This window comes from Paenibacillus sp. J22P143 (assembly GCF_059692035.1).
Genome location: NZ_JCAUAQ010000002.1, coordinates 685398 through 699402, shown reverse-complemented (window position 1 = coordinate 699402; position 14005 = coordinate 685398). Strand labels below are relative to the sequence as shown.

Sequence of the window (14005 nt, the reverse complement as noted above, 5' to 3'; positions counted from 1 at the left end):
ACAGGGATGCTTTCTTTTTACAAGAAATATTGGCGAACGGTATTTGACATAGGGCTCATCGCATTAACCGTCTATTTATTCATGCTGTTATTCAGTTATTTGTACGCAATCGCCACGCCAATCTTTCTGGCTTTGATTATTTTCATGATGATTGAGCCTCTGGCTCGCTTCTTGAATCGCAAAGGCATGAGCAAATCATTGGCTTCCGCAATTTCCACCTTGGTTTTCGTCTTGATCATCCTAGGCGCATTGGCCGGGGCAGTTGTCATTTTTACCAGCCAGATCATGAGTCTTGTCGATAAAATCGATGACTATGCAGCGGTTTTTAATGACCAGGTCATTCATCGGATTGCGGAATTAAATGATCGCTTCCAAGCCATGCCTGACGATGTGACTGGCAAAGCCAAAGATTATGCGGGTCAATTTGCTGGAAAAGCTTCTACTTTCCTTGTTGCCTTTTTATCCGGTTTGGTCGCTTCCCTGACCTCCTTCTCCACGTTCATGTTCAATTTCATCGTCGGCATCATTCTCGCATACTTCTTAAGCATCGAAATTGAATCTTGGAAACGTCTAGCAAGTGAGCAAACACCAAACACCTTCAAATCTGCTTTCTTTTTCCTTAAAGAGAATGTCGTGAAGGGGCTTGTGTCTTACGTAAAAGCGCAAGCCAAGCTCATTACCTTGACCTTCATCGTTGTTTTTATTGCCTTGCTAGTGCTTAATGTGAATAACGCATTCTCTATCGCACTTTTGTCTGCTTTCTTCGATGTACTTCCTTTGCTAGGTGTTTCCACCTTATTCATTCCGTGGATTATCTACCTATTCATCGTCGGCAATACAACATTAGCGATTTGGCTTAGCGCATTGCTCCTTGTCGTTATTCTTGTTAGGCAAATTATGGAGCCCAAAATCACGGGTGAATCCTTGGGTGTATCGGCGTTCACTACCTTAGCATTCATGATTGTATCGCTATCTCTCTTTGGTGTGGCAGGGGTCATCCTCTCGCCAGTTCTGATCATTCTGATCAAAGCCTTACATACGCAAGGATATTTACAACGCTGGATTCGAAAGCCTGAGAACGAATATTCAGAAGGAAAGCTGCCGTATACCGGCGATTAGCATTTCATGCAAAGAGCCCCCAGTCTTCAATTGAAGAACTGGGGGCTTTTTACTGTACAGACAGGACTAAACTCGGTGCATGCTCCGATAAATGGAAGGCGCCATGCCGATTTTTTTGCGTGAACACACGGCTCAAATAAAAGCCATTTTCATACCCGCATTGGGAGGCGTTGGTGTTTGAGCCAAGGCTCTCCGAAACCTGCGGGTCAACTGAACTGGCGTAAGTCTTAGTGAAATGGCCAAATCCAACATCGAAAGATGAGTTTCAAAAGCATGCTCGGTGAGGAAGCTCCTCGCTTGGTCCATTTTCTCATCCATTATGTTCGCTGGCTGTCTCTGTTGGATATTCCTGTCCATATGAACTATTCGAAAGAGATCATTCAGCATTCTTCTTTCTGGTGCCAATCACATGGAATAAAAGCTTCAAGGCGGGATCGCGATAGGTCATTCTTCCACGCTCCATGGAATGAAATAAAGTATATGCTCATTGTAACTCACTGCATGTTAAATGGATATGAACTCATTTAAAATGCATGGTAGAGATATTATTACTAGTGAGGTGCTCATAAATGAGGCATGAAATCGTTACATCCGATATCACCGTCGTTGGCGGAGGCTTGGCAGGCATTTGTGCAGCTGTTGCTGCAGCACGATTAGGTCAGACGGTCTCTCTGGTCCAAAACCGCCCTGTTCTTGGCGGAAATGCAAGCAGTGAAATACGTGTATGGGTGTGCGGTGCTACCTCGCATGGTGTCCATCGCAATGCGCGAGAAACCGGTATCATGGGTGAACTTTTCGTAGAGAATCAATATCGAAATATCGACGGCAACCCCTATATCTGGGATTTGGTTGTGCTTGAGAAGGTGAAGGCCGAGCCGAATATTACGTTGTTCCTGAACACCGATGTACATGAGGTCGATGCTTCAGGTGATGAAAATAACCGTACCATTCAAGCGGTCACAGGTTGGATGATGGGCTCTGAACGGAGGATTCGTTTTGAGAGTCGTATTTTCCTTGATTGCACGGGTGATGGCTTAGTTGGCTTCCTTGCAGGTGCTAAGTTCCGTATCGGTCGCGAAGCACAAGACGAATTTAATGAAGAATGGGCGCCGCTCGTACCGGATGATATCACGCTCGGAAGCACGCTGCTCTTCTATACCAAGGATGCTGGCCGTCCGGTCAAATATATAGCGCCAAGCTTTGCTAAAGATATTACACAAACCTCCATTCCTATGAAGCGAGTCATTCGCAGCGGCGATAATGGATGCGCTTACTGGTGGATTGAATGGGGCGGTGAGCATGACACGGTCCATGATAATGAGCGAATTCGGGATGAGCTCTCCTCGGTTATCTATGGCATTTGGGACTATATCAAAAACTCAGGGAAATTTGACAGCGCCAATTTAACACTGGAATGGATTGGATCGATACCAGGGAAAAGGGAATATCGCCGTTTCGTTGGGGATTACGTGCTGAATCAAAATGATGTGATTGCACAGGAGCTGTTCGAGGACCGCGTCGCTTTCGGCGGCTGGTCGATTGACTTGCATCCGCCTCAAGGCATGTATTCGACTGCCAGTGGCTCCAAGCATATGCATATGGATGGTTCCTACCATATTCCGTTCCGCTCTCTCTATTCGACCAACGTGTCGAATATGCTCATGGGTGGACGCAATATCAGCGCGTCCCACGTTGCTTTCGGTACAACACGTGTCATGGCGACATGTGCGGTCATTGGCGAAGCCGCGGGTACTGGCGCAGCGCTTTGCGCAGCGAAGGGCATTTCACCGCGTGAGCTGCACAGCCAGCACTTGAGCGAGCTGCAGCAGACGCTGCTGCGGCAGGATGCGTCGATTCTCGGCGTGGCGAATACCGACGAGGCCGACCTCGTGCGCAGCGCGACTCTGACAGCCTCCAGCACGCTGTCAGAGCTTGCATTGGAGCAATCGGCGGGAGTTTATCCGTTGGAGACGCATGTAGCGCTTCTCGTGCCTGTAGATCCGTTTATTGACGGCATAGAGGTGTTAGTAGATGCCAGCGCTGCGACAGAGCTTACTGTCGAGTTGTGGCACACAGGCAAGCCTCAGAATTACGTCCCGCATACGCTCGTAACGAAAGTCGTGGTACCTGTAGGCGCAGGGGATGAGCAATGGGTCACGGCTTCGCTGAAATGGGAGCCCGCATATGCACAGAACGCTTTCATCATTCTTAAAAGCAACCCGGCACTCTCCGTTCATGTGTCGGATCGTCCGCAATCTGGCGTGCTATTCTTCAAGTATAATGCCACTGCTGGGGATACTGCAGACTTCGGGGATATGCATCATCATCAGCCGGTGATTGATTGGACTCAGAGGGGCTTTATTCGGAAGCCGATCTGCTTCCGACTCCTTTCGCCTACTTCCGCCTATGCGGCTGAGAAAGCAGCAGACGGATATAAGCGGCCTTATGGCAGTCCGCATCTATGGTCGTCCGCGGGACTTAGTACGGATGAATGGCTAGAGGCTAGCTGGTCTAAGGCTCAAAGCATTGGGCAAGTGCATGTGACGTTCAATGATGACGTCAACGAGGATTTAATTAATTTGCATCACCATCGCACCGAATTCGAAATCATTCCTGAATTAGTTAGAGATTACATGCTGCAAGTGTGGGTTGGAGAAGCGTGGTCAACGGTTGCTGAGGTGCTGGGCAATCATAAACGGCATCAAGTTCATGTGTTTGACAGCCCCGTATCAACTAGCCGTCTGCGTGTCGTTGTTGCGTCTACGAATGGCTCTCCGCATGCCGAAATCGTGGAATTGCGTTGTTATCGTTAAAATAGTGCGGCAAAGAGAAGAATCGATATGGCCACGTGAAATGTGGTTGATATCGGTTCTTTTTGCACATGATTATAGGTAGTGAACAATGTTGGGTACTGGCTTTAGTAGGTGGTGGAGATGTCAATTCGCATGGACAAGCATTCCCAATTATTTGAAAAATAGGCCCAAATTGCTCTTGCTTAACCTGACATGATGTGTTATATTAAAAGTGCGTAGAATCAATGTTTTCGCTTTTAAAAGCTGACATAGGAGTGATGAAAATGTTACAAATTCCGCATGGCGAAGAAATTATTCGTGTTGAAATGACGGTCAAGGAAGCGCTTGCACTAACTGGCGCGAAGTTCACTCAAAACCAAAAATTGGAAACCGATGCAATCAAGAAGCTTAAACAATCCTTAGCAGATAAGTTGCTCACACCCCACCATTAATTCATACAGATATTGGCCCCGTGAGGCAGATCGCGGGGCTTTTTATTTATTGTGGTGATTAGGTGGGATCTCGCGGTGAGATGCGGATATAGTACGGCAGGCGAGTTGCTCCTGTCAGGGCTTAGAGAGGGACTGTAACGCCTTTTTGGGGCGTTACAGCTGCGCGAAGTCGAGACGCCGGCTCTGTAAGGCCCTTTTCGGGCCTTACAGGCTGCGCTTTAGCCTCCTAGGGCCGCTGCCTGGGATTGTAGCCTTTTTGGGGCGTTACAGCTGCGCGAGAACGCTCAGGCGGCTCTTTAATGCCCTTTTCGGGCCTTACAGGCTGCGCTTTAGCCTCCCAGGGCCGCTGCCTGGGATTGTAACGCCTTTTTGGGGCGTTACAGCTGCGCGAGAACGCTCAGGCGGCTCTTTAATGCCCTTTTCGGGCCTTACAGGCTGCGCTTTAGCCTCCTATGGCCGCTACTTGGGACTGTAACGCCTTTTTGTGGCGTTACAGCTGCGCGAGAACGCTCAGGCGGCTCTTTAAGTGCCTTAAAGGTGCGCAAGCACAAAAAATCCGCCCCCACAACAAGGGGCGGACCATCTTTAGTTGATTTTCCTCCGTGTCAATATACACGGAACACCTCTGCCGACAGCCCCAGGCTGCGACATCATTTCCACATAGCGCATTCCCCTTGCGCAAGGCGTTTTGCACACCGAGCACGTGGCTGATTCAACCATCCTCATCGTGTATTGAGCACGGGATGAAAGTTCCTTTTTCTTCTTAACAACCTTGCCTTTACCTTTAGGTGGTGCCATATTCACGCCTCCCCAACAGCTTCCTTACTTCAGTATATGAAGTCTGGGCTAATCGGTTCGTGGCGAGCACACGCAAGTTGACGTAACTTGTCTACGGCCCCTCATGTTCTTGTTTCAATGCACCTTTCGTTATACGCTTATGCTTTCCCTACTCCTCACTCTCACAATTCCAAGGCTGTCAAAAGAATAGGAACGATTTCCTCATAAAGTGAAGCAAATGTTTCTACAGGCAGTGGATTTACACCTAAACCAACCTCGACAGTAAAGCCTGGTCGCCGAAATTGTTGAATGAACCAATCCTTGTACCCCGCATCACTGCCGGAAAGCTTCACGGCCTCGTAATCACTGGCTAAGGCCAATCGCTCAGCAAGTGCTTCGGACTCTGCAGGTTCATAGTCTCGATAATTCCAATAGATCTCTCTGCCTTGTGTATGTAGCGCAACGACGAGCTCGAAAGCATGGTTCTCGGTAAAATGAGCTAACGCCGCAGCTTCTGGTTCAGATAACGGAGCTTCTCCGCCATAATCACGCTCGCCAGGTCCCTCATGTTCTCTTCTCAGCTTCTCTTCTTCCCAGTGTGCCGGGAATTGATCATTAAGATCCACGCCTCGAATATTCGCCTTCCAATTCAAAAAAGATAAGGAACCGCCATTCCATGCCACTAACGCTTCACGATGCGGATGTTCCTCAGGCAGTCCGTGTAAGACAAGCTCGACGCCATCTGGATTGACCATGGGCACGACCCATAGTGAGTATTCTGACAAAATACGCCTTACATTACGCCCCTGCCAAGCCGTCCCTCTTGCATAGGAACAAGCTAAATCTTCAACAAATTGCATGAGCAGCGGAGAGGTTATCCATTCATTCGCATGCATCGCCGCATTGAAATGGATTTCCTTTGAACCATGACCGATTCGCAGCGCATGTATGTCCCTTCCCATCACACTTTCGCCGATACACGCGATTTGCAAAAAGGGATATATTTTGCCTAAACGATTCAACTCGTTACCCAATGTCTCATAACCATAACCTAACACACGACCACCTCACAGCCATTTACTACTTTCGTATGGCTATGCTTATGCCTAGGTTGCAGGAATCATGCGGTATCTCAGTTACAGCCCCTTAAATAAAAATAGACCCTTAAGGGTCTATTTGCATCGCTTAATTAATAGTAGGTACCTGCCACACTACAGGAATAAAGGCAATATATTCTTTGAGCCAGTTCTCCGCAATCTGCCGGAAAACAGTAGGCGTGCCACTGCAGAAAAACTGATGGATCGGCATTACTTGGGAATTCGTTTGCATTCCCCTCTGATACAGGATCGTGCTTATATCTCTAGCGGTCTCTTCGGCCGAAGAGATCAAAGCAACGTCCGGACCCATAACCCGAGAAATGGATTCCATAAGAAAAGGATAATGGGTACAACCCAAGATTAAGCAATCGATCGGCTTCCCTTTCAAGGGTCTCAATGAATCTTCCACGACAGAATACGCACGATCGCTGCTAAAGAGCCCTCTTTCAACAAATGGAGCCAGTAACGGACAAGCCTCACTATAGACACGGATGTCCGGCGAAATCTGCTTTAATGCTGTTTCATATGCTTGACTGCGTATCGTTCCATCCGTGCCTATGACACCGACTACACCGCTTCGCGTCATTTTGATTGCGGCTCTAGCCCCCGGTGAAATCACACCTATAACAGGAATCGAGACACGCGCACGAATGTCTTCAATCGCGACAGCAGTCGCCGTATTACAAGCAATCACAATCATTTTGGGATTAAACTGAAGTAAGTAATCAACGATTTGACGAGTAAAATGACGAACTTCATTCGCAGGTCGGGGTCCGTATGGACTCCTGGCCGTATCTCCAAAATAGATGACTTTTTCATGCGGCAGCTGTCTCATCACTTCTTTTACAACAGTTAATCCTCCGACTCCGGAGTCCAGTACGGCTATCGCTTGCTGCACACATATCCGCTTCCTTTGCCGGTTGATGAATTCATAAACCACATGGTTAGGATATGTGAGGACAAGCTTAAAGGTACCAAGAGTACTACACAGATTTAGAGCAAATCTTCTTTACTTTGTAGGCTGAAGCTCCGTCATAACGCCGAATTCATAGCCTCTCTTTTTGATTTCTTTACAAATCCGATCAAGCGCCTGCATGTTCTCAATAGACCCCTGATGCATCAAAATCACATTACCCTCATGCAAATTATTCATAATATCGTTGTAGGGATCCTCCGCGCCATTTGCTCGGGGCTCCCAGTCACGCATAGCCGTAGACCAGAAGACAGAAGTATAGCCCATCCCAGAGACTAAGCTTAGATTATGCGGATTATAGTGACCATAGGGAAACCGGAAGTAATGTCCGACGTCTTTTCCTGTAATTTGCTTATATACAACTTCAAAATCCGTTATTTCCTTACGAATCTGATCGTCGGACAACTCATTAAAATCCGTATGAGTCATCGTATGATTAGCTACAAAATGACCGTCTGCCACGATTCTTTTCAAATAGTCTGGGTTCTTCTTGATGTTGTTTCCTGTGATAAAGAAATTAGCTTTGACATTATTTTCTTTGAGCGATTTGAGCATGAGATCAACCTCGATTAAAGGTCCTCCTGCGTCGATCGTTAAATAAACCTTTTTCCCGGTCCCAACCCAGACCGCTTTTTGGTCATTGGTAAAAGATTTGGTTTCTTTCGGGAAATCAGGAACCTGACCTGTTTTTTTCTTCATATAGTACCAAGAATACGGTGTCCGATCCGCTGGCAATGTTTTGGATTTGGAAGCGTCCGTTGTGACAGCAGCCTTGGGTGTAACACTAGGCGTCGGCGTAGCTGGTGATGCGCTTGGGGTCGGTGTTATCGTTGGTTTGGGTGTCGGCGTTGGCGATGGCGTAGTTGCTTGGGTAGGTGAAGGTGTTTGAGTTGATTTAGGGGAAGATGAAGGCACTCCTGTGGAAGCTGGTTCATTATTGGCTGGGCCCGTCAGGCTTATGTCTGCACAACCGACCAAAGTGACGCTCAGTATGATCAGCAGTGCAGCTTTATGGGTACGTTTTGTCATGAGTTACACCTCGGGTAGGAATGAATTCTTCATCCATTCTATTCGACAGTGATTGACAAATTACCTGCCTAACCATAGATTCATGGGGGTTATTTTGTAGCTCGATAGGTTAAGAATTGTAAAATGGTAATCAGGATGAACGCTGTCCCAGCTAGCATCGGAATTGTAATAAAACCGAGCCAGTTTAAGTAATCGGTATCACAAGCAATCGGACCGCAGCCTGTACCTGTTTCTTTGAATACACCTACTTGTAATAAAATGTGGTAGATCGAAATGCATGCGCCCCAAATCGTTAACGGCAGCACATAAATCGTCAATTTGTAATCTCTGCGTACTGCAGCTATTCCCAGAATAACCACTAAAGGATACATAAGTATGCGCTGATACCAGCATAGTTTACAAGGTGCGAAATGCATGATTTCAGAAAAATATAAGCTTCCTAGCGTGGCAATTAATGCAACTAACCAAGATAGATGCATGCCGTTGTCTCGCAGCCATTTTTTTGACATAAAGATATCCTCCCCTTCTATTTCCCTATTATAAAAAAATAGAAGAAAGAAGTCACGGGATTGATTCTCTCGACCTACTAAAATCGTATATGGCTTACGAATCATATAACAAGTCCGCTCACCATTCAGGTATTTAGTACCATTAAGTACTGCATTGTTTCTATTTTGAGCTAATTCAATTACAATTAACATATGGAGGGATTCCTATGATGAAGCAATTTGAAGGATTCGGTAAATTTTTGGAGAGCTTGCGAGGGAAAATGTCCTTGCGAGAAGCAGCAAACAAGAGTGGACTTTCCCATGCCTATATTCGAGATCTGGAATTAGAGCGCAATCGTTCAACGAATGAAAAGATCAAACCATCCCCTGTCACTTTAAAGAAATTGTCGGACGCCTATAAATTCTCATATACAGATCTCATGGAGAAAGCTGGATATCTTGAAAAAGAAAACCAGGATAGTCAGACTACACCCTTGACTCTTCCTCTTACAGACATTCTTTTTATAGAAATTGGTTCCACCGAAATGACCTATCATACGCAGATCGGTAAGCGCAAGATTCCTATGCAGTCACTATTGGATTTCAGTCATTTCCTAGATCAGTTAGAAGAACAAGGGTTCAAGAAAATGGATACGGATGTATTTATCAATTTGTCTCATGTGAAGAAGTATGATGCCAAAGAAGGTAAGCTTTATTTTGACCCACTTGGTGTGAGTCTATGTGTGACCATTGCGGCTGTTCGTCAAAAGAAATACCATGCTCTCATCGTTCGCAGTGTGGCCAAACATTCAGGTAACGACCTCGAATTTCACTATGATACAAACCGGATGACGGACTCTAGGCTTCGATCCATCCAAAGTCAAAACTAATATTTTCACAAAAAAGGAGAAAATTTCAGGGAAATCTGAAACTTATTCTCCTTTCTTTTCGTCTTATAAGATGACTATATGGTTTGATTAGTGGTAGAGAGGATAGATGCCTAACCATGGCTGTTCAACAAACAACCACCCGACAGACAACTAGGCAAGCGATCCTTAAACACAAACGCTCTGCGGGATTTCGTTTTTTGATGTATACAATTCTAAGTATCACCATACTCTCAACCTTAGGTTTAGGCTGGTTTTTCCTGTCTTCCTCTGGCTCGAGCCTGCGCTTCATGATGGCAGATACGATCATCACAACCCAGCATCGGGATTGGGCAAAGTATTTAATTGGTTCGAGCGAGTTACAGAAACGTGTAGCTGCGTATTCGAAGCGCTTTGACGAAATGGGAACCGAAAAGGATCGCGGACTCGTTGAAATCGCTCCACAGCCATCCCTAGAACCTGCTGCTGTCCAAAGCAAGAAAGAGTTAGTAACGATTGAAAACATTTCGGGCCCGAACTTCAAAGGCAAGCTCGTTATCATTTCAGACCCTACCAAGCTTCGCATTGCTGTACCCGAGAAAGTCGGTAAAGGGGAGAAAGTTTCCTCGATGGTCAAACGTACCGGTGCAATCCTTGGTGTTAATGGCGGCGGATTTATCGACCCGAATTGGGAGGGCAACGGCTTTCAGCCTGAGGGCGTAGTCATCTCCGGAGGCAAAATCTTTTACAACGACAAGGGCATGAACGGTACGGTGCAGATCGTCGGGATCGATAAACAAGGCCGAATGATTTCAGGGAAGTACAAAGTATCTGAGCTGCTTGAAATGGGTGTTCAGGAAGCCGTTTCCTTCAGCCCTCGGTTCATCGTAAACGGTGTTGGGCAAGTTAAAAGTCAAGCCGATGGCTGGGGCATTGCTCCGCGCACATGCATGGCTCAAACCAAAGATGGCTCCATTCTGTTTGCCATCATCGATGGCAGACAAACACACAGCATTGGCGCAACGCTATATGATATTCAGGAAATTTTCTTAGCTCACGGTGCAATCACCGCGGCGAACCTAGATGGGGGCGCATCAACGGTGCTTGTCCACAATAATGCCATTATCAATAAACCTTCGAGTGAATACGGCGAAAGATACCTCCCCACCGCTTGGCTGCTCTTCGATTCTCCTGAAACGGCAGTCATTAAGAATGTTTGGGAAGGTCTAGATATCAGTAAAATTGATCCATCCAAATGGTGATTAGGCAAATAAGCAGAGTGCTCCTTGTGAGGAGCACTCTGCTTATTTTTTACGTACTAGCGGCCTACGATGACCAAGTCTTCTGCAGCTTCCGATGCTGCGATATCATCTAGGACTTCATCGCCTGATTGCGAATCCTTCCAAGAGCGAACTGTCTCAACAACACTAGCTGTCGTATCTTTGACTTTACCAACAAGATCCGTTGTCGTGGAACTCACTGTTTTGGCAGCTGCTTGCGTTTTTTGGCTAACTGCACTTGCTAGTTGAACTGTTTTATCGCTAACCACAGTCGCTCCCTCTGCAATGTCACTGCGTAGCTCACGACCGGATTTCGGTGCGAACAGCAAAGCTGCTGCAGCTCCAACTAAACCGCCTACGACTGCACCGACGAGAAGATCTTTCCCTTTTTTTCCATTGGACATGTGATATCCACTCCTTATTGATCTGATTTCGCACTCCGATGCGCCTGCCATCTCTGCCATAGCTCATACCCTGTCGTTGCCCATTCCATGACGTCATGGATACGCTTCTGGTGCGTATGAACGACCTTTTCCGCACCATGTAAGGAATCGTTCATCATACGTGAGGCCTTGCGCAGTGTGGAAGCGACTTCCTGGGCAGCTATCCCTGCCTTTTCAACCGATTGGATACTTGGCTCCAAGGCAAGGAGTTGCAAATGTACCTCTTCCGTAAGCTGCCCTAATTGCTTCATTAGATTCTCCGCTTGTTCTGTAGTATGGCTAATCTGCTGTTTAACTTCAACAACCGTATCCCCTAACAGGCGAAGCGTTCGTGTAGCCGTAATGAACATACGAACGGTAAACACAATGAGCACTAGACATGCAACAGCCAAGCTGACGATACTGATCTCACTCCATGTCATTAGGGGCACCTCCTGTGAGCTGAAAGCTGTGAGGGTTGATGAGGCTTCTAGACGAATGCCTATGAATTACTACAGTATAGGTAGGTCGGGCTTGTTTTGACACAAACGTACTGGAAAAATTTCTGGAACCTGTCATAATGAACAACAAATACATGGATATGAGTTGGGGGAATTAAGTGATGAACCGAGAACAAGGACTACAGGAAATTGAACGTACTCGTATTATGGCGATCGTCCGCGGCGTACAGGAGGCGCACATTCTCTCTGTTGCTGAAGCACTTCACCAAGGCGGCGTCACTGTCATGGAAGTGACTTTAAACACACCTGGCGCGCTGACCATGATCGGTAACCTCCAGAAGCAATGGGGAGATCGCATGTTCATCGGAGCCGGCACTGTGCTCGATCTGGAGGATGCCAAACAAGCTATTCTCGCTGGAGCTGCCTTCCTCGTCACACCAAACTTGGATGAAGAGGTTATTACTTGGGCGCGGCAAGAAGGCATTCCGATCTTCCCTGGTGCGATGACACCAACCGAAGTTGTGAAAGCTTGGAAAGCTGGGGCAACTGCCGTTAAAATATTCCCTAGCGCAAGCTTAGGCTTGCCCTATATCAAGGAATTAATGGGACCTTTGGACAAGATCCCTATGATGGCAGTTGGTGGAGTAACGGAGGGTAATATCAAACAATTTCTGAGCATCGGCTGCTATGGCTTGGGCATTGGCGGCTCATTGATTAACTTGAAGGAAATTGCAGCCGGTAATTTCAGCTGGATTACGGACAAGGCGGTTCAGTTGCTCGCGGCATCGCGAGGTTAGGTCATAAAAAACGGAGTTCGCGAATGATCGCGACTCCGTTTTTGTTTTGCGATTGCGTAAGATAGCGCCTAGCTCGGGGCAAATTCGTTAACTTTGATAACCAGTTGCTATATTTCTGTCCCCAACTTTAACAGACACATCTTTCGCTTGACCATCGCGCAAGATCTTCATTTTCAACAATTGACCCACTGCCGTGGCTTGGACTGCTTTCGTTAGTTCCTCTGTATTGGCAATCGCTTGACCATTCACATCCAGAATAACGTCATACTGACGAATGCCCGCTGCAAAAGCTGGGGACCCTTGCTGGACCTCAGCAACTACGGCACCGTGCGTACTGTTTATTTTCAAATCTTCCAGCATGTCAGCTGTGATGTTCTGCAAAGCTACGCCGATATAAGGCGCTGGATCTTTCGGTATCTCTTCATTATTTTTCAGCTTTTCCACGACAGCGTTGATCGTGCTTGCGGGAATCGCAAAGCCCATCCCTTGCGCTTCAGCATTGACAGCCGTATTTATGCCGATGACTTCACCGTTCAAATTTAACAGCGGACCGCCAGAGTTACCTGGGTTGATGGCTGTATCCGTTTGTAATAAATGCTTGTAATTCCGCGTTCCCTGCTCATCATCTATGCTGATCTCGCGTTCCTTAGCGCTTAATACGCCCGTTGTAACGGAGTAATCGAAATCATATGGATTGCCAATCGCAACTACCCACTCTCCAACTTCTGCATCGTCCGAATTGCCAATTTTCAACGCGGGGAATGCTTGATCTCCTTGAATTTTGAGGACAGCCAAATCTAAATCGTAGCTGCTTCCAAGTAGCGTTGCCGTAAATGGGGTATCATAGCCTTGTACGTAAACATCGATTTCGTCAGCTCCATCAATCACATGCTCATTGGTTAATATATAGCCGCTATCATCAAAAATGAAGCCTGTTCCGATCCCATTTTGGATGGTATCACCCGTTTCTGTCCCTTGCTGAAGCGAATTTCTTCGGTTCCCTGATGTGTTCGTTTGCTTAACCTTCGTCTCAATTTTGACAATGGCTGGACTCGACGCTTTCGTAATTTGTGGAATGCTATTGGTGCCGGAATTATTCAGCGATGCTGTTTGGACACCTGCTGCTGCCGCGTTAGCTGAGGTGACAGTTGACTGTACCGTTTGAGCATCATAGCCAAATAGGTTCGACTTGTCCGCAGTGAACATCAATCCGCCGACAACAACGGCCCCTGCCATAAAAGCCGCAAAAACGGGCTTCACTCTGGAAGTGTTTCGCTTGCTTTCAACCTTTATATCTGTCACGTTCATATGCTTGTTCATATCTTCATTCATACGATTACCGCCTCTCGATTACCACAATTTGTTTTCTTGTTGATAGATCAAGTATAGACCGATAACCTGAAGTGAGACTTAAATTGGGCTGATAGCTGTATGAATGCTAGCTGAAAGTAT

Annotated in this window: 15 protein-coding genes; 6 read left to right on the top strand and 9 right to left on the bottom strand. The window is 46.8% G+C overall.

Annotated features, from left to right (window positions below; genetic code table 11):
* Window positions 1–6: 6 nt before the first annotated feature.
* A complete protein-coding gene (gene ytvI / locus AC58PQ_RS06755; protein ID WP_497241186.1) occupies window positions 7–1119 on the top strand; it encodes a sporulation integral membrane protein YtvI in 1113 nt (370 codons plus the stop codon).
* 132 nt (window positions 1120–1251) lie between these two features.
* Here the strand turns inward: ytvI and AC58PQ_RS06750 are convergent, their stop codons facing one another.
* Window positions 1252–1425: a hypothetical protein gene (locus AC58PQ_RS06750; protein ID WP_497241185.1), complete on the bottom strand. Its 174-nt coding sequence runs from the start codon at window positions 1423–1425 to the stop codon at window positions 1252–1254.
* A 263-nt stretch (window positions 1426–1688) separates the two neighbouring features.
* Between AC58PQ_RS06750 and AC58PQ_RS06745 the strand changes: the two genes are divergently transcribed.
* Window positions 1689–3932 (top strand): FAD-dependent oxidoreductase, encoded by a 2244-nt coding sequence (locus AC58PQ_RS06745; protein ID WP_497241184.1) that lies wholly within the window; start codon window positions 1689–1691, stop codon window positions 3930–3932.
* Between the two features lie 263 nt (window positions 3933–4195).
* Window positions 4196–4363 (top strand): hypothetical protein, encoded by a 168-nt coding sequence (locus AC58PQ_RS06740; RefSeq protein WP_497241183.1) that lies wholly within the window; start codon window positions 4196–4198, stop codon window positions 4361–4363.
* Window positions 4364–4948: 585 nt separating this feature from the next.
* Here the strand turns inward: AC58PQ_RS06740 and AC58PQ_RS06735 are convergent.
* From AC58PQ_RS06735 to AC58PQ_RS06715, 5 genes are all read right to left on the bottom strand, one after another.
* Window positions 4949–5161: a hypothetical protein gene (locus AC58PQ_RS06735; protein WP_497241182.1), complete on the bottom strand. Its 213-nt coding sequence runs from the start codon at window positions 5159–5161 to the stop codon at window positions 4949–4951.
* A gap of 161 nt (window positions 5162–5322) precedes the next feature.
* Complete coding sequence (locus AC58PQ_RS06730; protein ID WP_497241181.1) at window positions 5323–6198, bottom strand: M14 family metallopeptidase; 876 nt, start codon at window positions 6196–6198, stop codon at window positions 5323–5325.
* Window positions 6199–6325: 127 nt separating this feature from the next.
* Complete coding sequence (racE, locus tag AC58PQ_RS06725) at window positions 6326–7135, bottom strand: glutamate racemase (RefSeq protein WP_497241180.1); 810 nt, start codon at window positions 7133–7135, stop codon at window positions 6326–6328.
* 111 nt (window positions 7136–7246) lie between these two features.
* On the bottom strand, window positions 7247–8239 hold the full coding sequence (locus tag AC58PQ_RS06720; RefSeq protein WP_497241179.1) for a polysaccharide deacetylase family protein: 993 nt from the start codon (window positions 8237–8239) through the stop codon (window positions 7247–7249).
* 89 nt (window positions 8240–8328) lie between these two features.
* Window positions 8329–8748, bottom strand: coding sequence for a disulfide oxidoreductase (locus AC58PQ_RS06715; protein WP_497241178.1), 420 nt, complete (start codon window positions 8746–8748; stop codon window positions 8329–8331).
* A gap of 206 nt (window positions 8749–8954) precedes the next feature.
* On the opposite strand from AC58PQ_RS06715, the gene AC58PQ_RS06710 reads away from it, so the two are divergent.
* Together AC58PQ_RS06710 and AC58PQ_RS06705 are read left to right on the top strand one after the other, a co-directional pair.
* Window positions 8955–9617 carry a helix-turn-helix domain-containing protein gene (locus tag AC58PQ_RS06710; protein ID WP_497241177.1) on the top strand — a complete coding sequence of 221 codons (663 nt, stop codon included), beginning with the start codon at window positions 8955–8957 and terminating at the stop codon, window positions 9615–9617.
* Between the two features lie 116 nt (window positions 9618–9733).
* A complete protein-coding gene (locus AC58PQ_RS06705) occupies window positions 9734–10855 on the top strand; it encodes a phosphodiester glycosidase family protein (protein WP_497241176.1) in 1122 nt (373 codons plus the stop codon).
* A gap of 56 nt (window positions 10856–10911) precedes the next feature.
* Here the strand turns inward: AC58PQ_RS06705 and AC58PQ_RS06700 are convergent, their stop codons facing one another.
* Together AC58PQ_RS06700 and AC58PQ_RS06695 are read right to left on the bottom strand one after the other, a co-directional pair.
* On the bottom strand, window positions 10912–11277 hold the full coding sequence (locus tag AC58PQ_RS06700) for a YtxH domain-containing protein (protein WP_497241175.1): 366 nt from the start codon (window positions 11275–11277) through the stop codon (window positions 10912–10914).
* A 14-nt stretch (window positions 11278–11291) separates the two neighbouring features.
* Window positions 11292–11738 (bottom strand): DUF948 domain-containing protein, encoded by a 447-nt coding sequence (locus AC58PQ_RS06695; RefSeq protein WP_497241174.1) that lies wholly within the window; start codon window positions 11736–11738, stop codon window positions 11292–11294.
* 179 nt (window positions 11739–11917) lie between these two features.
* On the opposite strand from AC58PQ_RS06695, the gene AC58PQ_RS06690 reads away from it, so the two are divergent.
* Window positions 11918–12553, top strand: coding sequence for a bifunctional 4-hydroxy-2-oxoglutarate aldolase/2-dehydro-3-deoxy-phosphogluconate aldolase (locus AC58PQ_RS06690; protein WP_497241173.1), 636 nt, complete (start codon window positions 11918–11920; stop codon window positions 12551–12553).
* 87 nt (window positions 12554–12640) lie between these two features.
* Here AC58PQ_RS06690 and AC58PQ_RS06685 read toward each other — a convergent pair whose 3' ends face one another.
* Window positions 12641–13885, bottom strand: a complete 1245-nt coding sequence (locus AC58PQ_RS06685; RefSeq protein WP_497241172.1) for a S1C family serine protease — start codon at window positions 13883–13885, stop codon at window positions 12641–12643.
* Window positions 13886–14005 lie beyond the last annotated feature (120 nt).